We start from the raw sequence: 18292 nt of genomic DNA on the forward strand, positions 1-18292 counted from the left end.
GGCGCGGACCGCGCCGAGCAGGTGCGCGGCCCGCGGGTGGGCGATCACGACGCGCGGCTCGGCGGCGGCGATGCGGGGCACCAGCCGGGCCGCCGGGGCGTCGATCTCCAGCGGCACGTAGACGCCGCGGCCCTTGAGCACGCCGAACACCGAGCGGATCAGGCCGGTCGAGCGGGGCACCAGCAGCACCACCCGGTCGCCGGGCCCGACCCCGGCGGCGAGCAGCGCACCCGCGAGCCGGTCGCTCTGCTCGTCGAGCTCGCCGTAGGTCAGCCGGTCGGCGCCGTGCACCACCGCGACCGCATCGGGGGCCCGCCGCGCGTGGTGCCGCACCAGGGACGCCAGGGACTGCACGACGGTCTCCTTTTCACCAGGGAACGACCGGCGCCACTGTCCCAGCGATTTTCGAGAAATGTCAATGACCACGGGACCTGGCAAAGCGGCTAGGTCCATCGTGCGGGCGGCCGATCCTTGCCGCGCGAATCCGCCGCTGTCGAAGATTTCCCGGACAGCACGCGCCTGACGGTCGAAAGAGACGCCGATGCACGCAATCGTCATGGCCGGGGGAATGGGCCGCCGGCTGGCCGCCGTCGCCCCGCGGATTCCCAAACCGCTGATCGAGGTGGGGGGAAACCCGATCATCGAAATCATCGTCCGGCAACTGCGGGCCTCCGGATTTGACCGGCTGACGATCTGCGTGTCGCATCTCGGCGCGCAGATCGAACAGGCGCTCGGCGACGGCCGGCGGTTCGGCGTGTCGATCGCGTACAACTGGGACCGCACCCCACTCGGCACCGCCGGCCCGCTGCGCACCGTCGCCGGGTTCGACGCGCCGGCCCTGGTGATGAACGCCGACATCCTGACGACCGCGGAGCTCGACCGGCTCGTCGCGGCGCACCGCCACGGCGGCGCCGTGCTCACCGTCGCCGTGCGGGAGTGCCCCGTGCCGGTCGCGTTCGGGGTCCTGCGCACCGACGCGGCGGGCCGGGTGACCGCGGTCGAGGAGAAGCCGACGGTCACCGTCGACGTGGCCGCCGGGATGTACGTGGTGGACCCCAGCGTCGTCGGGCAGCTGCCGCCGGACCGGCCGCTCGACATGCCGGAGCTCATCACCCGGCTGGTCGACGCGGGCCGGCCGGTCGCCACCCACCGGTTCGCGGACACCTGGCACGATGTCGGCACACCGGAGAGCCTGGCCCGCGCCGAGCTCGACTTCCTGGACGACCCGGGCCGGTTCCTCGCCGAACCGCTCATCGGCGAGCCGCGGTGAGCACCGAGCTGGGCGGCGTGGCGGTCCGGGCGGCGGTCCGGGTGGCTGGGACCGATGTCGCCGTCGGCCGGGACGAACTGGCCGGGCTGGCCCGGCGCGCCGCCCACGGCCTGCGCCGCCGGTTCGCACCCGGGGAGCGGGTCGCGCTGTGTGTCGACGGCACCCCCGAGACGATCGCCGGCCTGCTCGGCTGCTGGCTCGCCGGCCTCGACGTGCTCCTGGCCGAGCCGGGCAGCTCCTACCTCGCCGACGCCCGGCCCGACGTCCGCGCCGTCCTCGGACCCGGCGACATCGCCTTCGCCGAGGAGCGCCCGCTCCCGCCGGTCGACCCGCCGCGCGTGCTGCAGTTCACCTCCGGGTCGACCGGCGAGCCGAAGCTGGCGGTACAGCCGCTGGAGCACATCCTGCGCGGCGGGGAGCTGTACCGGGACCTGCACGGCCTCACCGCCGGCAGCGTGATCGTGGCGCCGCTGCCGCTCGCGCACTCGTTCGGCCTCGGCGCCGGGCTCGCCGCCGCCCTGGCCGGTGGCGCGACGCTGGTCACCATGCCGCGGCTCAACCTGCGGTCGCTCGCCGCGCTGCTGGCGGGCGACCCGGCGCCGGTGCTGCTCGGCACGCCCCTGCTGTACTCGCTGCTCGCGCAGGCCCGCCCGGCGCCCCTGCCCCGCCCGGCCACCCTGCTCACCTCCGGCGGCCCGATGCCCGCCGACGTCGTCGCCGCGACCACCGCCTGGAACGGCCGGCCGCCGTGGCAGTGCTACGGCAGCACCGAGACCGGCCTCATCTGCGCCCAGCACGAGCGGGACCTCCCGTGGCACCCGGACGGCGTCGGGTCCCCGGTCCCCGGCGCCCGGATCGCGGTGGCGGACGACGGGCTCCTGCACGTCACCACGGACACGATGTTCGACGGGTACCTCGGGGAGCCGCCCCGCACCGCCCCGGCGTTCGCGACCGGCGACGCCGGCCGGCTCGAGGACGGCGAGCTGCGGCTGCTCGGCCGGAAGTCGACGTTCATCAACGTGGGTGGCCGCAAGGTCAACCCGGCCCGGCTCGAACGGGTCGTGCGCGAGGCGGTCCCGGTGCGCGACGTCGTCGCCTACGGCGTCGCCGTGCGCACCGGCGACGAGGAGGTCCACCTCGCCGTCGTCGGCGCCGAGCCGGACCGGGTGATGGAGGCGTGCCGGCGCCGGCTGTCCCCGCACGAGCTGCCGCGCGCCGTGCACGTCCTGCCCGAGCTGCCGCGCGGCCCGCTCGGCAAGGTCGACCGCGGGCGGCTGCCCCGCCCGTCACGTGAGGAGTCCACGACATGACCGAGCGGGTGCTGATCACCGGGGGCGCCGGGTTCGTCGGGCTGCACCTCGCCCGGCGGCTGCAGCGCGACGGCGCCGCCGTCACCCTGCTCGACGACCTGTCCCGCGGCGCCGACGACCCGGCCCTGCGGCGCGTCCTCGACGACGGCGCCACGCTCGCCCGCCACGACCTCACCACGCCGATCCCCGACGCGCTGCTGCCCGACCCGTACGACACGGTCGTGCACCTCGCCGCCGTCGTCGGCGTCGCCCAGGCCCTCACCCGGCCGGCCGCGGTGCTGCGGACGAACCTGCTCGGCACCGTCCACCTCGCCGACTGGTGCGCCCGCCGGCCGCCGTCGGTGCTGCTCTTCAGCTCGACCAGCGAGGTCGGCGACGGCGCCGCCCGCACCGGGCTGGCCGGCTTCCCGGTGCCGGAGGACGTGCCGTGGGTGCTCGCCGAGCCGGGCTCGCCCCGCACCGCGTACGCGCTGGGCAAGATGGCCGGCGAGCACCTCCTCGGCCATCTCGGGCTGCCGAGCCGGGTCCGGATCGCGCGGTACCACAACGTGTACGGCCCGCGGATGGGCAACCGGCACGTGATCCCGCAGCTCATCGGGCGCATCCGGGGCGGCGAGGACCCCCTGGGTCTGCCCGGCGCCGATCAGACCCGCTCGTTCTGCCATGTCGACGACGCGGTCGACGCGACGGTCGCGGTCCTGCGACATCCGGATCCCGGCGCGGTCACCGTGAACATCGGCAACGACCGCGAGGAGATCCGCATCGCCGACCTGGCCGGGCGGCTGTGCGCGCTGGCCGGGCGGTCGCCCCGGATCGACCCGCGGCCCGCACCGCAGGGATCGCCGGACCGCCGGGCGCCCGACCTGCGCCGGCTGCGCGAGCTGACCGGCTACGAGCCGGCGGTCGGCCTGGCGGACGGGCTGCGGCAGACGTACGCGTGGTACACGCGATGAGCGAGGCGATGATCATGCTGGCCGACACCACCGTCGGCGACGCGGAGATCGCGGCGGTGACCGAGGTGCTGCGCTCGCGCTGGCTGTCGGCCGGCCCGGTCACCCGGTCGTTCGAGCTGGAGTTCGCCGCGGCCCTCGGTGTCGGCGACGCGGTCGCGGTGTCCAGCGGTACCGCCGCGCTGCACCTCGCGATGCTCTCGCTCGACCTGCGCCCCGGCGACCAGGTGATCGTGCCGAGCCTGACGTTCGTCGCCGGGGCCGCCGTCGTCGCGCTGCACGGCGCCACGCCCGTCTTCGCCGACGTCCGCTCGCCCGACGACCTCACGATCGACCCGGCGGACGTCGCCCGGCTGCTCAACCCCGCGGTCCGCGCGGTCGTCGCGACCCACTACGCCGGCCGGGCGGCCGACCTTACGGCCCTGCGGGACCTGCTCGCCGGCACGCCCGTCACGCTGGTCGAGGACGCCGCCCACGCGCCCGTCGTGGCCCACCCGGCCGGCGCGCTCGGCACCGTCGGCGACGTCGGCTGCTTCAGCTTCTTCGCCACGAAGAACCTCACCACCGGCGAGGGCGGCATGGTCGTCGCCGCCGACCCGGACCGCCTGGCGCGCATCCGCCGGCTGCGCTCGCACAGCCTCACCCGGGCCACCTGGGAGCGCAGCACCGACGCGGTCGCGAGCTACGACGTCGACGACGTCGGCCTCAACTACCGGCCGACCGAGATCGCGTCGGCGATCGGCCGGGTCCAGCTCGGCCGGCTGCCCGGCGAGCGGCGGCGGCGCGCGGCGCTGGCCGCCCGCTACCGGGCCGGGCTGGGCGACGTGCCCGGCCTCGGCCTGCCGGGCGCGGCGGCGCAGCCGGACGAGGCCCACCACCTCTTCCCGGTGCTGCTGCCCGACGGCGCCGACCGGGACGCGTTCCGGGCCGCGCTGTGGCGCAACCGCGTCCAGACGTCCGTGCACTACCAGCCGATCCACCACATGTCGCTGTACCGCCGCCGCTATCGCGGCACCGGGCGGCCCCTGCCCGTCCTCGACGCGCTCGCCGGGCGGCTGGTGAGCCTCCCGCTGCACGCCCTGCTCAGCGACGCCGACGCCGACCACGTCGTGCACGCCGTCCGAGCGGCGTTGACGGCATGAAGTACCACATCGACAACGGTCGCCTGACCCGCGACGGCGCGCCGTTCACCCCGCTCGGCGTCACCTACTGGCCCGCCGCCGCCGGCTGCGAGCTGTGGCGGGACTGGGCGCCGAAGGCCGTCGAGGACGACTTCGCCGCCATCGCCGCGACCGGGCTGAACACCGTGCGCCTGTTCCTGTTCTGGCGCGACGCCGAACCGGACGAGGGCGGCCTCGACCCGGTCGTGCTCGACCGGGTGCGCTGGGCGGTCGATGCGGCCGGCCGGCACGGCCTGGCCTGCGTGCTGTCCCTCGTCACGATCTGGATGAACGGTCAGCGGCTCGAGCCGCCCTGGCGGCGCGGCCGCAGCCTGTGGCGCGACCCGGACCTGCTGGCGGCGCAGGCCCGCTACGCCGGCGCCGTCGCGGGTGCCCTCGCCGGCGCGGACGCGCTGCTCCTGGTCGACCTCGGCGACGAGATCGGCAACGTCGACCCGGCCGAGGCGGCCGGGCTCACGGCCGGCGAGGTCGAGCGCTGGCGGCGCACGCTCGCCGACGCGGTGCGCGCCGCCGCCCCGGGGACGCTGGTCTGCCAGGCCAACGATGCGAGCGCGGTCTTCGGCCCGTCGGCCTTCGACGTGCGGCGCACCGGCGGGCTGGACGTCACCGCCGTGCACGCGTTCCCCACCTGGTCGCCCGGCAGCGTCGAGTCGACCCGCGCGGTGAAGGCGAGCCACCTGGCGGCGTTCGCGGCCTGGTACGCGTCGGCCTGGCGGCCGTCCCTCGTGGACGAGCTCGGCAGCTACGGCACCGACGAGGCGGTCGCGACCGGGCACCTCGCCGCGAGCACGGCGTCGTGCCTCGCCGGCGGCGGGCTCGGCGCGATCTACTGGTGCTGGCAGGACGTCGCCTCCACCGCCGAGCCCTACGACGCCCGGCCCATGGAGCGGTTCGCCGGGCTGTCCGATGTGGACGGTGTGCCGAAGCCGCGGATGGCCGCCGTGCGCCGGCTGGCCCGGCACGCGGCCGCGCTGCGCCCGGCGCCCGGCCGGGCCCGGGTGGCGCTCTTCGCCGGCGGCCCGCCGCCGTCGGGTGGCGCCGCCTCGTACCTCGACCCGGCCGGGCCGGCGCTCGCCACGTTCTACGCCTACCTGCTGCTCAAGCGGGCCCACCTGCGCTGCGACCTGGTGACCGGCGACCTCACCGGCTACGACGTGGTGATCTGCCCCTCGGTACAGCAGGTGACCGCGGCCGACCTCGACCGCCTGCACGCCGTGGTCCGCGTCGGCGGTACCGTCTGGTTCACCCTCGACGACCACCTGCACGGCTTCCCCGGCGCGGCCCTCGCCGGCGCCGAGCTCGTCGACTTCGCGCGTGCCGAGGGCGGGCCGCGCGAGTTCGCCTGGGCCGGCGTCACCTGGCCGGTGCGCGTCCCGGCGGGCGAGCTGCTGGCCGAGGTCCGCCCGACGACCGCGGAGGTGCTCGCGACGTTCGCCGACGGGGCACCCGCGCTGCTGCGCAACCGGGTCGGCGCCGGCACCGTCTACTTCTCGCCGCTGCCCCTCGAACGGCTGCTCGACCATCCGCACCGCCTCGACGCGGCGCCCTGGCACGCCTGGTACGCGACGGTCGCGGCCGGCGCCGGCGTCGTGCCCGACGTCTCGTGCGACGACCCCGACGTCGAGCTGGTGGCGCTGGCCGAGCCGCCGGGCGCGGTGCTGGCGGTCAACCACCGGGCCACCCCGGCCGACACCGAGCTGCGCCGGCCGTCCGGCGCGACCCGGCGCGTGGCGCTGCCGGGCAAGGACTGGGCGATCGTCGACGTGGAGGGCTGAGGGATGCGCGGTGTGGTGTACGAGGGACCCCGGCGGGTGCGGGTGCGTTGCGACCTGCCCGAGCCGCCCCGGTGCGGGCCCGGCGACGCGCTGGTGCGGGTCACCTGCGCGGCGATCTGCGGCACCGACCTGCACCCGTACCGCGGCGAGATCCCCGGCTTCGCGCCCGGCACCGTGCTCGGCCACGAGTTCGTCGGGACCGTGGTCGCCGCCGGCGCCGACGCCGGCCACCGGCCCGGCGACGAGGTGTTCGCGTCCGACCTCATCAGCTGCGGTACCTGCCGGGTCTGCGCCCGGGGCTGGCACTACCAGTGCCCGTCGGCGACGCTGTTCGGCTACTCCACCGTCGTCGGGGCCGCCGTCGACGGCGGGCAGGCCGACCTGGTGCTGGTGCCGCACGCCGCGCACGTGCTGGCCCGCCGCCCGGCGTCGGTGACCCCCGAGCAGGCGCTGTTCGTGTGCGACACGCTCACCACCGCGCACACCGCGATCCGGCGCTCCTCGGTGACGCCCGGTGATTCGGTCGCGGTCGTCGGCGGTGGGCCGGTCGGCCTGCTCAGCGCCATGTGCGCCCGGGAGGCCGGCGCGGCCCGGGTCGTCGTCGCCGACCCGCTGCCGGCCCGGCGGGCCGCGGCCGAGGCGCTCGGGTTCGCGGCGGTTGCCCCGGACGGCCTCGCGGACGCGCTCGCCGCCTCCGGCGGACCGGCCGACGCGGTGGTCGAGGCGGTCGGCTCGTCGGCCGCCCTGGCCCAGGCGATGCTGGTGGCCGGGCCGCGCGGGCGGATCGCCGTCGTCGGGGCCCACCACGCCACCGACGCGCCGCTGCCGACCGGGACGGGGTTTGCGCGGGAGCTGACGGTCCGGTTCGTCGTGGGGGACCCGATTGCCGACCGGGCGCCGGCGCTGGAGCTCATCAGCTCGGGCCGCCTCGACCCGGCGGCGCTGGTGTCGCACCGGTTCCCGCTGGACGAGGCGCCCGCGGCCTACGACCTGTTCGACCGCGGCGGCGCGCTGAAGGTGGTCCTGTACCCGGGGTACCCGGGATAGCCGGCCTCCACCGCGGCGGCGACCCGGTCCCAGCCCATCGTCGCCTCGACCCGGGCCCGTCCCCGGGCGCCCAGGGCCGCCCGCAGCGCCGGGTCGGCCAGCAACCGGCCCACGGCCGCCGCCACGTCGGCCGCCCGCGCCGGCACCACCAGGCCGTCGACGCCGTCGCCGACCACGTCCCGCACTCCCGGGAACCGGCCGGTCACCACCGGCCGGGCCAGGCTCCACGCCTCGGCGAAGACCAGCGGGAACACGTCGGCCGACGTGGGCAGGCAGAACACGTCGCAGGCGGCGAGCGCGTCATGCTTGGCCTGCTCGTCCAGCACGCCGAGGTCGCGGATCCGCGGGTCGGCGGCCGCGAACGCCGCCGCGGCCCCCGGCTCGCCGTACGGGCCCGCGAACGCGAACGTCGTGCCCGGATGGTCGGCCCAGACCCGCGGCGCGGCGTCGAGCAGCACCCGGTAGCCCTTCGTCGCCACCCGCCGGCCGAGGAACAGCACCAGCGGGCCGGCGATGCCGTGCCGGGCCCGGAAGCCGGCCGGGTCCGGGCGGCCGGCGAGATCGGGCGCCGACGGCAGGGTCCGCAACCGGGCCTGGTCGGCGCCGAACGCCCGCAGCGCCGCCGCCTCGGCCGGGGTGAGCAGGAAGAGCGCCTCGGCGGCGGCGCACAGCCGGGCACCGAGGTCCACGTCCGGCCAGACCGACGGCGCCGACGCGGGGGTGAGGACGAACGCGGCGCCGCAGCGCCGGGCCAGGTCCCGGGCCAGCACCACCGCGCCGGGCAGCGCCAGGTCGTAGGCGTGCACGACGTCGGGGACGAAGCCCGCCGGTTCGGCGAACGCGGTGTCCACCTCGGACGGTGGGGTCGCGTCGGTCCGCACCGCCACGATGTGGCCGCGGCGGGCGAGGGCGGCCGTGGTGCGCCACGCCATGCGCTGCGCACCCGACGTCTGGCCGCCGGGGAGGCCGGCGAAGACGGTGAGGATCCGGCGCCGGGCCTCAGCCACGGCCGAGCTCGAGGTACACGACACCGGGCGCGTCGCGCAGCCGGTCGGCGAGCACGCTCCACATGTCGAACACCACGGGCGCCCGGACGACGTCGGCGGTCAGGCCGGCGTACGCCGGGTGGTCGGTGAGCACGACCAGCGCGTCGGCGGAGCGCAGGCCGTCGGCCAGGGCGACCGGCTCCAGCCCGGCCGCGGCGATGCGGGCCGCCGGCACGAGCGGGTCGTGGCCGAGCAGCCGGCCCACCCACGGGCCCAGCTCGCGGGCGATCGTCACCGACGCGGCGCCGCGCACGTCGTCGGTCTCCGGGCGGCCCTTGTAGGCGACCCCGCAGACGAGCACCGTGCACTCGGCGACCGGCGTGGCGCGACCCGCGAGCGCCGCCAGGACCCGCCGGGCCGCGCGCACCGGTACGGCCTCGTTCACGGCCCGGGACGCGGCGACCATCGGCGGCTCGTAGCCGGCCGCGCGGGCGCTGTGCGCGAGCAGGTACGGGTCCTTGGTCAGGCAGCTGCCGCCGACGAACCCGGGCCGGGCCAGGTCGGGCCGAGGGTAGCGCAGGTTGGCCCCGCGGATCACCTCGTGCGCGTCGAGCCCGAGGTGCTCGGCGATGGTCGCCAGCTCGTTGCCGAAGCCGTAGATGAGGTCGGTGTGCGCGTTGCAGGCGAGCTTCACCAGCTCGGCCGCCTCCAGCGAGGACACGGTGACCTGGTCGGCGGTCAGCGGCGCGAGGAGCTCCCGCGCCCGTTCGAGCGACCGCTCGTCGAGCCCGCCGATCACCTGTGGCAGCTGCTGGATCTCGGCCACCGCCCGGCCCTGGATCGTCCGCTCCGGGCAGAACGCCAGCAGCGGCTGGTCCACCGCCCGGCGCAGGATCGGCAGGACCACCGTGCGGCAGGTGCCGACCGGCACCGTGCTGCGCACCACGACCAGCGTGTCCGGGCCCAGGTGGGCGGCCACGTGCTCGGTCGCCGCGACCAGCTGGCGCAGGTCCGGCGTGCGGGTCTCCGCGTCGACCGGGGTGCCGACGCAGATGACCACCGCGGCCGGCGGCTGCGCGGGCAGGGCGCCGGCCAGCTCGAGCCCGCTGCGCGTCAGCAGGCCGGGCAGGCCGGGCTCGAAGAACCCGGGCTCGCCGCGGGCCGCCGCGGCCCGGGCCGCCGGGTCGGTGTCGACCCCGAGTGCCCGCACGCCCGCGGCGGCGAACAGCCCGGCGAGCGGGAGCCCGACGTAGCCGAGGCCGACGACCGCGACGTCGTAGCGGTCGGTGATGGTCTGCTGGTCGGGCATCAGTCGTCCTCCGCTCGGGCCACCTGTCGCGGCACGGACGCTAGCCGCGCCCGCGGGCCGTCTCAAGCTGCCCGACCGGGTACGCCAACCGCCCCGCCGCATGGGCGCACCATCGTGACTTCCTGGGTCCGGCGCGGCGGCGGACGGTTGACGCCATGCCATTCCTGCCCCGGCTCAAGCGGGCGACGACCGGGGACGCCGCCACGCCCCTGGTCTTCGTCGGCAACTTCGAGGTCGAGGACCGCTGGGCGGAGGGCGAGCCGGGGCTGCCCCGCTACGCCTTCGGCACTTCCGCGGCGATGGTGCACCGGATGGACGAGTTCGCGCTGCTGCTCGCCGGCGGCGGTGACGCGGTGGTGCTCAAGGCCGCGCCCGACCCGGACCACCTCGACGACCTGGCCCGGCTCGGCCTCGACCTGCCGCGCGTGCTCGCCGCCGGCGACGGCGACCCGGCCCGCGTGGTCACCGCCGACGCGCTCGCCGACCCGGTGCTGCTCGGCCGGCTCCGGGCCCTCGCGCCGAGCGGGGCCCGGCTGCTCCCGCACGGCGTCTCGGCGCTGGAGGAGCAGCTGGCCGAGGCGACCGGCCTGGAGATCGCGGGCAGCCCGGCCGCCGTGTGCAAGGCGGTCAACAGCAAGATCTACAGCCGGCGCCTCGCCGACCGGCTCGGGCTGCGCCAGCCGGACGGCTGGACCTGCACGACCCTGCAGGAGTGGCGGGCCGCGGCAGGGTCCGCCCGCGCGCTGCTGGCCGCCGGCCGGACCGTCGTGGTCAAGGACGCGTTCGGGGTGTCCGGCAAGGGCATCATGACGGTCCGGGATGAGCCGATGCTGCTGCGGCTCGACCGGAAGCTGCACGAGCGGGCCGAGCGGCGCGGCGACGACCGGCTCACGCTCGTGGTCGAGACCTGGGTCGGCAAGCGGGCCGACCTCAACTACCAGGTCACCGTGGGCCGCGACGGTACCCCGCGGTTCGACTTCGTCAAGGAGGCGCTCACCGCCAACGGTGTCCACAAGGGACACCGCATGCCGGCCCGGCTCGACGCCGCGCAGCTGGTCGAGGTGCGGGCGGCGGCCGAGGCGATCGGCGCGGCCCTCGCCGCCGACGGCTACCACGGCGTGGCCGGGGTCGACGCACTCGTCGGCGACGACGAGCGGCTGTTCCCGGTCATCGAGATCAACGCCCGCAGCAACATGTCGACCTACCAGGTGCGGCTGCAGGAGGCGTGCGTGCCGGACGGCGGCGCGGCCCTGGCCCGGCAGTACCCGCTGCGGCTGGGCCGGCCGGTCTCGTACGCCGAGCTGCGCGGCGCGATCGCCGACCTGCTGCCGGCGCGGGCCGGCGGCAGCGGCGCGATCGTGAACAACTTCGCCACCGTCAACGCGGCCGCCGGCGAGGGCGGCAAGCCGTTCGACGGCCGGCTCTACGCCCTGCTCGTCGCCGGTACCGCGGCCGAGGCGGAGGCCATCGACGAGGAGCTGACCCGCCGGCTCGCCGGCCTGGCCGAGAGGACCACCACGTGACCGGCGAGCACACCGTGCAGGGCATCACGATCGGCGAGCTGGCCGAGCGCTACGGCACGCCGATGTACCTCTACGACGGCGACGAGCTGCGCCACCGCTTCGGCACGCTGCGCGCCGCGCTGCACCCGGCGATGGAGATCTTTTTCTCGCTGAAGGCCAACCCGAACCTGTCGATCTGCGCGCTGCTCGGCTCGCTCGGCGCACGCGCCGAGATCTCGTCGCTGGCCGAGCTGGTCACCGCGCAGCGGGCCGGGATCCCGCCGGAGCACGTCATCTTCCTCGGCCCGGGCAAGAGCGTCGCCGAGCTCACCGCCTGCGTCCGGGCCGGCCTGGCCGCCGTGGTCTGCGAGTCGGTGCCCGAGCTCGACCTCGTGGACGGCATCGCCCGCACCGCCGGCGTCGTCACCCCGGTCGTGCTGCGGATCAACCCGGCCTTCTCGGTGCGCGGCTCCGGCCTGACGATGGGCGGCAAGCCGCGCCAGTTCGGCATCGACGAGCAGCAGGTCCTCGACCTCGGCCCGGACCTGCTGCGCCGCCCGGGCGTGCGGGTCATCGGGGTCCAGGCGTACGTCGGCACCCGGATCCTCAGCGAGGACGTCATCGTCGAGAACACCGAGCGGATCTTCGAGCTGGCCGAGCGGGTCGCCGCCCGGTGCGGCTTCCCGCTGGAGCTCGTCGACGTCGGCGGGGGGCTCGGCGTCGCCTACTTCGACGGCGAGCGTGACCTCGACCCGCTGCTGCTCACCGAGCGGCTGAACCCGGTGGTGGCGGCGTTCGCCGACCGGCACCCGGGCACCCGGCTGCTGCTGGAGTCGGGGCGGTACCTCGCCGCGACCGCCGGCACCTACGTCGTGCGGGTCACCGGGACCAAGACGTCGATGGGGGAGCGGTTCGCGGTCGCCGACGGCGGCACCAACCACCACATGGCGGCGGTCGGCATCGGCTCGTTCGTCAAGCGCAACTTCCCGATGGCGGTGCTCAACCGCCGCGACGCGCCGGCCACCGAGTCGTGGCACGTCACCGGCCCGCTCTGCACGCCGAGCGACACGCTGGGCAAGGCGGTCGAGCTGCCGCCGGTGCGCCCGGGCGACCTCATCGGCATCTTCCGGTCGGGCGCCTACGGGCCGAGCGCGTCGCCGGTGCTGTTCCTCAGCCACGGCCATCCCGCCGAGGTTCTCGTCGACGGCGGCCGGTCGTACCTGATCCGGGTCCGCGACACCGTCGAGGACCTCCTGCGGCCGCAGCGCCTCTACACGGCGGTGGACGATGGGTTGCCCATGACCGCCCCCGTTCAGTAGCCGATCGCGGCGGCCGCCGTGTTCATCCTGAGCTGAGGCGGCCGGTCTCCAGGTGGGCGACGTCGCCGTCCGCGTCCAGGGCGGCGTCGAGCAGCATGGCGAGGGACGTGCCGAGCACCGGCACGTCCGCCGGGTCGTCGGCCAGCCGGAGGTACGGGCCGTCCGGCGCCACCCGGCACAGCAGCCAGCGGGTCGTGTGGGTCTCCATGTCGTAGGCGTCGACGATCGTGCGGCCGTCGGCCAGTTCGAAGAGCGTCTCCGTCCACAGGTCGGGGAGCGTGGTGTGCACGAAGCGGCGCTCGCTCACCGGGATCAGCCTCCAGCGACCGCCGAACAGCGACGCCGAGCCCATCCGGTGGTAGAGGGCGATCACCTCCTCCGGGAGCTGCCCGTGGGGCGGTTCCAAGGGCGGGGTGGTGTCGTGGTCGCGGACCACGCGGTCGAGGACGTCGTGGAGCTCCAGGGTCGCCGGCGTGACGTGCCAGCCGGCGACCGGGCGCAGCGCGCCGTCCTCGTCCTGGGCGACGGCGACGAGCCCGCCGTGCAGGGCCACGACCCGGTTCACGCCGGAGACCTGGTCGTTGACGTTGACGACCACCCGGGAGACCGCGGCGGGGACCTGGCTGCTCTGCACGCCGGGCGGGTCGGGCTGCTCGCGGGGCTCGCCGAGGGGCAGGTCCAGCAGCGGGTTGGGGACGTCGATCGCGGTGGATTTCAGGTACGGGTAGAAGCGGGCGATCCAGCCGGTGGCCCGGTCGCCGCCGTACGCGTCGGCCGGGTTGTAGATCCGTTGCCAGAACGCCGGATCCGGGGCGCCGGACGCGGCGCGGACGAACTCGTCGAGGATCGGGGCGAGCGAGCGGCGCCACGTCTGCAGCCCGAAGGGCTCCAGAGCGTCGACCCGCGAGCGGATGCGGCGCCAGTCCTCGACGGTGCCGGTGAGCGTCACCGACGGGATGCCGCAGAGGATGGTGAGCCACAGCGTGTAGTACGGCGAGTAGACGTCGAGCAGGACCACCTGGCCGGCGACGCGCTCGACGTCGGTGCTCGTGGAGAAGTCGCACTCGAACCAGCCGACCTGTTTCGCGAAGGACTCGACGACGAACGGCCACGGGACCTCACCGCCGACCGTCACGGTGAGGCGCTGCTTGCCGGCGTGGGCGACCAGCCGGGGCCGCAGCTCTTCCGCATGCAGCCGGACGTGCTGGGCGACGCCGCCGGCGATCGTGAGCCAGACCGCGTCGGGCGACAGGACGAGCGGCCGGTGCTCGGCGAACGCCCGGGCCACCGCACCGAACAGCGGGTGCACGCCGTCGTCCGCGAGCACCGGCAGGTCGGGGTCGCCGCCGAGGGCGAGGGCGTCGGGGAAGCGTTCACGCAGCGGGCGCGTCGGCAGCGGCGCAGGGGCGGGCGTCACGTCGTCGACCGGGAACCTCGTCACCCGCGTACCGTAGTCAGTTCGGCCAGGACCGTGTAAAGCCGTTTTGCCGCCGCGGGGTCGAACTCGGGGCGGGACAGCGGGACCGGGGCGCCGCGGCGCAGCGCGGTCAGCGGTGCCGCCGGCGGGTCGTCGAGCAGCGGGACCAGCCGGGCCGCCGCGCGGGTCGTCGACGCGCCGAACACGGCCGCCGCGGCGCCCACCACCCAGCGCAGCGGCGGGTCGAAGTGCCGCTGCAGGCCGGAGTCGACGAAGAGCGGGTTGTAGAGCACGTACCGGACCGGGCTGTCCGGGTGGTGGGCCGCGAAGCCGGCGCCGAGCAGGTCGTTGGCCCGGGCCGCCTGCATGGTCGCGGCCAGCAGCGAGTACCCGCTGGTCAGCTGCAGGTCGTCCCAGTGCACCGCGCCGGCCCGGATGCCACCGGTACCACTGAGATTGAGCACGACCGGGCGGGCAGCGCGCTCCAGGGCCGGGCGCAGCCGCTCGGCGAGCAGGTAGCGGCTGAGCACGCCGATCGCGAACGTCTGCTCGAAGCCCTCGGGCGTGACGACCCGCCGCGACCCGAACCGCCCGGCGGCGAACACGAGCGCGTCGACATGGTCCGGGAGCCGGTCGGCGAGGGCGGCCGTCTGCCGGACGGAGGTGAGGTCGGCGTCGGCGCTGCCGATCGCCACGACCCGGTCGCCGGCCTGCCGGAGCCGCTCGGCGAGGGCGCCGCCGATGCCGCGGGTCCCGCCGGTGATCACTACTGTGCGCATACTCGGATGGTGGGTTCCCGGGCACCGACCGCGAAAGAAGGCACATTGATGTCACCTGTGCTGCCCCTGCCCGTGACGCTGGACGACCGTGCGGCGTGCGTGGCGACCGACGTGCTGCGCCGGGTCGGCGAGAAGTGGAGCGTGCTCATCCTGGCCGTGCTGCGTGAGCGGCCGTACGGGTTCAACGAGCTCGACCGCACGGTGCACGGGCTGAGCCGGCGGATCCTCACCCGTACCCTGCGCGGGCTGGAGGACGACGGCCTGGTGAGCCGCCGCGAGACGCCGGAGCGGGTCGAGTACGCGCTGACCGACCTGGGCCGCTCGCTGCTCCCGCTGGTCATCGCGATCGGCGAGTGGGCCGTCGAGCACGCGGACGAGCTCGGGCGAGGGCGCGGCTCCTCGTGAGCGCCCCGCGCTCGTAACAAGCGGCCGAGCGCGGCGCGGCCGGTGAGCTCGTACTGGCGGAGCGGCTCGTGGGCGGTCAGCCAGGCGAGGGCCGCCCGCGGGTTGTCGGCGTCGGCGCGGCCGGCTGTCTGCACCAAGCCGAGGTAGTGCAGCGCCACGGCCCGCCGGACCCGGCGGCGGTCGGCCGATGCCGCGGGCCGCTCGGTGGCCGCCTCGCCCATGGCGTGCGGCACCTCGCCGTCCGGGGCTGGTGCCGGGCGACCCGGTGAGCCCGTCCAGCAGCCAGGCCGGGGCGTGGCCGCCTCCGCGTCGGGGACGGTGGCCGCGCCGCCGAACGCCGCCAGCCGGTCGAACAGCTCCCCGGCCGCGTCGCCGACGATCGCCGGCACCACGGCGTCGGCCGAGTCGGCGTGACCGTCGACTCGGCCGACGTGACCAGCTGACGGCCCGGCCGCTGGCATGGCCGGGCCGTCGGCGGGTAGATCCGCTGCCGCCAAGCCACAACCCCGCGACATCCCCCGACGACGCAGGGAGCCCCACCGTGGCAGGAACTCCTGAGTGGGACGCCGGGCTGCCGCCGGCAGCCGTCCGGTACGCGCCCGCGGTCGCCGCGTCCGAGCGGCAGACCGTGCATCGGCGCATGGCCCGCTGGCGGCCGTCGTACTGGCCGCTCATCATCTCCTATCTGATCATCCTGGCCAGCGACTTCTGGTTCACCGGCCGCTACGGCGGGCGGCTCGGCTGGCCGTTGACGATCCTGTGGACCTGGCCCATCTTCACCACGCTCACCGGCATCGTGGGCCTGCGGCGGACCCGCCGGGCGATGCGCGCGTCGGCGGCGCGGTGGTCCGGGCGCGGCACGCCCGTGACGAACTATCGGCTTGTCGTGGTCGTGCCGACCATCGGGCGGCACGACACCTATCCCGCCCTCGAACGCTCGGTCCGCTCCTACGTCGCCTACCTGCCCCGCTGCTTTCCGCGCATGCGGGTGGACGTCGTCATCGACGAGGGGTGCGAGGCGGCGGACCGCATCGCGGCGCTCGCCGCCGGGAGCGAGCTGATCCGGCTGGTGGTGGTGCCCCGGCGGTACCGCACAGCGAACGGCACCCGGTTCAAGGCGCGCGCCACGCACTACGCGCACGAGCTGCGGCTGTACGAGGGCGAGGCCCGCGACGACGTGTGGGTCCTGCACATGGACGACGACACCGGGGTCGGCCCCGACACCGCCGTGGCCATGGCCCGCTTCGTCGAGGAGCAGGCGACCGCCGGCGACCGGGCCAAGCACCTGGCCCAGGGCATGCTCACCTATCCGCGCGAGTACGCGGTCAACCGGCTCACCTGGCTCGCCGACGCGGTCCGCCCGGCCGAGGACGTGGGGCGGTTCTCCGCCTGGACGGGCAGCGGCACGCCCCGGGCCGGGGTGCACGGCGAGCTGCTGCTCGTGCGGGCCTCGGTCGAGGCGACCATCGGCTGGGACTTCGGCCCGCGCAGCCTGGTCGAGGACGCCCAGTTCGCGCTGCTGTTCAGCGACCGCTACCCGGGCCGCAGCGGCTGGTTCGCCGGCCGGTGCTACGGCGCGTCCCCGGCCGGCGTCCGCGACTTCTTCCGCCAGCGCGAGCGCTGGTCGTGGGGCCTGGCGGCGCTGGTGTTCAACCGCTCGCTCCAGCGGCGCAACCGCCTGCTGCTGGCCTACTCGGTGCTGTCGTGGGTCGTCGGCCCGTTCCAGAACGTCGGCGTCGTGCTGCTCATCGGCCTGCTCGTCGCGGACCCGAACACGTCACCGGAGACCCTGCTCGTCATCCCGCTGTGGGCGCTGAACATGGCCTACACCATCTGGATGTACTGGGAGGGCCTGCGCATCAACGCCACCGTGTCGGCCCACGACCGGCGGCGCTGGTGGGAGCCGCCGGTCGTGCTGCTGCTCATCCCGTTCTTCGGGCTCATGGAGGGCATCCCCGGACTGCGCGGGTTCCTCAAGTTCGCCCGCCGCACGGAGAACCGCTTCCAGGTCATCGCGAAGCCGTCGTGAAGACGGTGGCCTCCCGCGCGGTCTCCTTGATGCCGGCGAAGAGGCGCCGGCCCCAGTCCGTCAGCTTCCCGGCGTCGAAGGCGGTGGCCGCGTCGAGGTACTCCACGCCGCCGCTGTTGCCGCTCCACGACCAGCCCAGGTAGCCGATCCCGCGCTCCTGCGCGGCCCGCATGATGGCCTCGTCGGCGACGGCGCCGTCGGTGTGCTTCCAGCCGAACTCGCCGACGACCAGCGGCAGGCCCTTCTGCCGGAAGGCGTCGAGGTAGGTGGTGACCTTCTCGGCGGTGCCGTACACGCCGTACATGTGCACCGAGAACACCGTGTTGTGCAGGGGGTCGCCGGCCAGCACCGACGCGGCGTTGTCCCGCATGACGCCGGACCAGTCCTGGCCCCAGTTCGGCGCGTCGGCCATGAGCAGGTGGCGCAGCCCGGCGGCGCGCAGCTTGCCGATCGCCGCCCTGGTCGCCGAGGTCCATTCGCCGGTACCGCTGTTGCCGTACGGCTCGTTGCCGATGTTGACGACGACGTAGTCCTCCTGGCCGGCGAGCACGTCGCGCAGCCCGGCCCACCAGTCGGCCACCTTGTCGAGCGTCGCGGCGCCGGCCTGGTCGCCGTAGCCGGTGGTGTCGTGGTTCTCCAGCACGCAGATGAGCCGCTGCTGCTTGCAGGTCGCGATGACGTCGGCCACCTCGCCCGCGCCCACCTGGCTGGTGAGCACCACCCGGACCGTGTTGGCGCCGAGCCGCTTGACGTCGGCGAACGCCTGCTGCTGGTCCTTCATCCAGGCGTACGGGTGGCTGATCCCGCGCATCACGAACGGGGTCCCGCCGGCCTCCACGACGTCGCGGCCCTGGACGTGCAGGCCGAGCTTCCTGGCGGCGGGTTGTGCGGTGGACTGCGGGGACCTGTCGGGCGACTTGTCGGACCAGGCGAAGGCGGCTGCGAAGGCGAACACGGCGAGCACTCCCACGAGCACGGCGGACTTCCTCATGATCTCCCTAGGGGTCGGGCGG

The 18292-nt window shown here is 75.6% G+C and carries 16 protein-coding genes; 10 read left to right on the top strand and 6 right to left on the bottom strand.

The window, feature by feature from the left end:
* Positions 1–354 (bottom strand): AMP-binding protein (locus ABZS66_RS39305; protein WP_354766943.1); only part of this gene is annotated, 354 nt, incomplete at its 3' end.
* A 187-nt stretch (positions 355–541) separates the two neighbouring features.
* Here ABZS66_RS39305 and ABZS66_RS39310 point away from each other — a divergent pair.
* From ABZS66_RS39310 to ABZS66_RS39335, 6 genes are read left to right on the top strand one after another with little or no spacing between them, the layout of a single operon-like run.
* The gene (locus ABZS66_RS39310; RefSeq protein WP_238011731.1) at positions 542–1270 is read left to right on the top strand and encodes a sugar phosphate nucleotidyltransferase; all 729 of its coding nucleotides are present in this window, start codon (positions 542–544) and stop codon (positions 1268–1270) included.
* A complete protein-coding gene (locus tag ABZS66_RS39315; protein ID WP_354766945.1) occupies positions 1267–2580 on the top strand; it encodes a class I adenylate-forming enzyme family protein in 1314 nt (437 codons plus the stop codon). The genes ABZS66_RS39310 and ABZS66_RS39315 overlap by 4 nt, the downstream gene beginning before the upstream one ends.
* Positions 2577–3533 (top strand): NAD(P)-dependent oxidoreductase, encoded by a 957-nt coding sequence (locus ABZS66_RS39320; protein WP_354766947.1) that lies wholly within the window; start codon positions 2577–2579, stop codon positions 3531–3533. Before ABZS66_RS39315 ends, ABZS66_RS39320 begins: the two co-directional genes overlap by 4 nt.
* Complete coding sequence (locus tag ABZS66_RS39325) at positions 3530–4672, top strand: DegT/DnrJ/EryC1/StrS family aminotransferase (RefSeq protein ID WP_354766949.1); 1143 nt, start codon at positions 3530–3532, stop codon at positions 4670–4672. The genes ABZS66_RS39320 and ABZS66_RS39325 overlap by 4 nt, the downstream gene beginning before the upstream one ends.
* Positions 4669–6486, top strand: coding sequence for a beta-galactosidase trimerization domain-containing protein (locus ABZS66_RS39330; RefSeq protein WP_354766951.1), 1818 nt, complete (start codon positions 4669–4671; stop codon positions 6484–6486). Before ABZS66_RS39325 ends, ABZS66_RS39330 begins: the two co-directional genes overlap by 4 nt.
* A gap of 12 nt (positions 6487–6498) precedes the next feature.
* Positions 6499–7533: an alcohol dehydrogenase catalytic domain-containing protein gene (locus ABZS66_RS39335; RefSeq protein ID WP_354766953.1), complete on the top strand. Its 1035-nt coding sequence runs from the start codon at positions 6499–6501 to the stop codon at positions 7531–7533.
* Here ABZS66_RS39335 and ABZS66_RS39340 read toward each other — a convergent pair.
* Both ABZS66_RS39340 and ABZS66_RS39345 read right to left on the bottom strand, forming a co-directional pair.
* Positions 7470–8540, bottom strand: a complete 1071-nt coding sequence (locus ABZS66_RS39340; RefSeq protein ID WP_354766955.1) for a glycosyltransferase family 4 protein — start codon at positions 8538–8540, stop codon at positions 7470–7472. The genes ABZS66_RS39335 and ABZS66_RS39340 overlap by 64 nt on opposite strands.
* The gene (locus ABZS66_RS39345; protein WP_354766957.1) at positions 8533–9828 is read right to left on the bottom strand and encodes a nucleotide sugar dehydrogenase; all 1296 of its coding nucleotides are present in this window, start codon (positions 9826–9828) and stop codon (positions 8533–8535) included. Before ABZS66_RS39345 ends, ABZS66_RS39340 begins: the two co-directional genes overlap by 8 nt.
* A gap of 155 nt (positions 9829–9983) precedes the next feature.
* Between ABZS66_RS39345 and ABZS66_RS39350 the strand changes: the two genes are divergently transcribed.
* Together ABZS66_RS39350 and ABZS66_RS39355 are read left to right on the top strand one after the other, a co-directional pair.
* Positions 9984–11351, top strand: a complete 1368-nt coding sequence (locus ABZS66_RS39350; RefSeq protein ID WP_354766959.1) for a hypothetical protein — start codon at positions 9984–9986, stop codon at positions 11349–11351.
* Positions 11348–12649: a type III PLP-dependent enzyme gene (locus ABZS66_RS39355; protein WP_354766961.1), complete on the top strand. Its 1302-nt coding sequence runs from the start codon at positions 11348–11350 to the stop codon at positions 12647–12649. Before ABZS66_RS39350 ends, ABZS66_RS39355 begins: the two co-directional genes overlap by 4 nt.
* 22 nt (positions 12650–12671) lie before the next feature.
* Here ABZS66_RS39355 and ABZS66_RS39360 read toward each other — a convergent pair whose 3' ends face one another.
* Together ABZS66_RS39360 and ABZS66_RS39365 are read right to left on the bottom strand one after the other, a co-directional pair.
* A complete protein-coding gene (locus ABZS66_RS39360; protein WP_354766963.1) occupies positions 12672–14090 on the bottom strand; it encodes a DUF4419 domain-containing protein in 1419 nt (472 codons plus the stop codon).
* Positions 14087–14845 carry a hypothetical protein gene (locus tag ABZS66_RS39365; RefSeq protein WP_354766965.1) on the bottom strand — a complete coding sequence of 253 codons (759 nt, stop codon included), beginning with the start codon at positions 14843–14845 and terminating at the stop codon, positions 14087–14089. The genes ABZS66_RS39360 and ABZS66_RS39365 overlap by 4 nt, the downstream gene beginning before the upstream one ends.
* A 48-nt stretch (positions 14846–14893) precedes the next feature.
* Between ABZS66_RS39365 and ABZS66_RS39370 the strand changes: the two genes are divergently transcribed.
* Together ABZS66_RS39370 and ABZS66_RS39375 are read left to right on the top strand one after the other, a co-directional pair.
* Positions 14894–15250: a helix-turn-helix domain-containing protein gene (locus tag ABZS66_RS39370; RefSeq protein ID WP_354766967.1), complete on the top strand. Its 357-nt coding sequence runs from the start codon at positions 14894–14896 to the stop codon at positions 15248–15250.
* Between the two features lie 541 nt (positions 15251–15791).
* Positions 15792–17279: a glycosyltransferase family 2 protein gene (locus tag ABZS66_RS39375; RefSeq protein WP_354766969.1), complete on the top strand. Its 1488-nt coding sequence runs from the start codon at positions 15792–15794 to the stop codon at positions 17277–17279.
* On the opposite strand, the gene ABZS66_RS39380 is transcribed toward ABZS66_RS39375, so the two are convergent.
* The gene (locus ABZS66_RS39380) at positions 17260–18270 is read right to left on the bottom strand and encodes a glycoside hydrolase family 5 protein (RefSeq protein ID WP_354766970.1); all 1011 of its coding nucleotides are present in this window, start codon (positions 18268–18270) and stop codon (positions 17260–17262) included. The genes ABZS66_RS39375 and ABZS66_RS39380 overlap by 20 nt on opposite strands.
* Positions 18271–18292 lie beyond the last annotated feature (22 nt).

Origin of the sequence: Dactylosporangium sp. NPDC005572, from assembly GCF_040605515.1 — a bacterium.
GTDB lineage: Bacteria > Actinomycetota > Actinomycetes > Mycobacteriales > Micromonosporaceae > Dactylosporangium.

What these genes read in the sequence shown, in the direction of transcription:
- ABZS66_RS39370 (WP_354766967.1), top strand. Translation starts at nt 14,894, where the DNA reads ATGTCACCTGTGCTGCCCCTGCCCGTGACGCTGGACGACCGTGCGGCG.
- ABZS66_RS39345 (WP_354766957.1), bottom strand. Translation starts at nt 9,828, where the DNA reads ATGCCCGACCAGCAGACCATCACCGACCGCTACGACGTCGCGGTCGTC.
- ABZS66_RS39350 (WP_354766959.1), top strand. Translation starts at nt 9,984, where the DNA reads ATGCCATTCCTGCCCCGGCTCAAGCGGGCGACGACCGGGGACGCCGCC.
- ABZS66_RS39380 (WP_354766970.1), bottom strand. Translation starts at nt 18,270, where the DNA reads ATGAGGAAGTCCGCCGTGCTCGTGGGAGTGCTCGCCGTGTTCGCCTTC.
- ABZS66_RS39330 (WP_354766951.1), top strand. Translation starts at nt 4,669, where the DNA reads ATGAAGTACCACATCGACAACGGTCGCCTGACCCGCGACGGCGCGCCG.
- ABZS66_RS39325 (WP_354766949.1), top strand. Translation starts at nt 3,530, where the DNA reads ATGAGCGAGGCGATGATCATGCTGGCCGACACCACCGTCGGCGACGCG.
- ABZS66_RS39320 (WP_354766947.1), top strand. Translation starts at nt 2,577, where the DNA reads ATGACCGAGCGGGTGCTGATCACCGGGGGCGCCGGGTTCGTCGGGCTG.
- ABZS66_RS39365 (WP_354766965.1), bottom strand. Translation starts at nt 14,845, where the DNA reads ATGCGCACAGTAGTGATCACCGGCGGGACCCGCGGCATCGGCGGCGCC.
- ABZS66_RS39310 (WP_238011731.1), top strand. Translation starts at nt 542, where the DNA reads ATGCACGCAATCGTCATGGCCGGGGGAATGGGCCGCCGGCTGGCCGCC.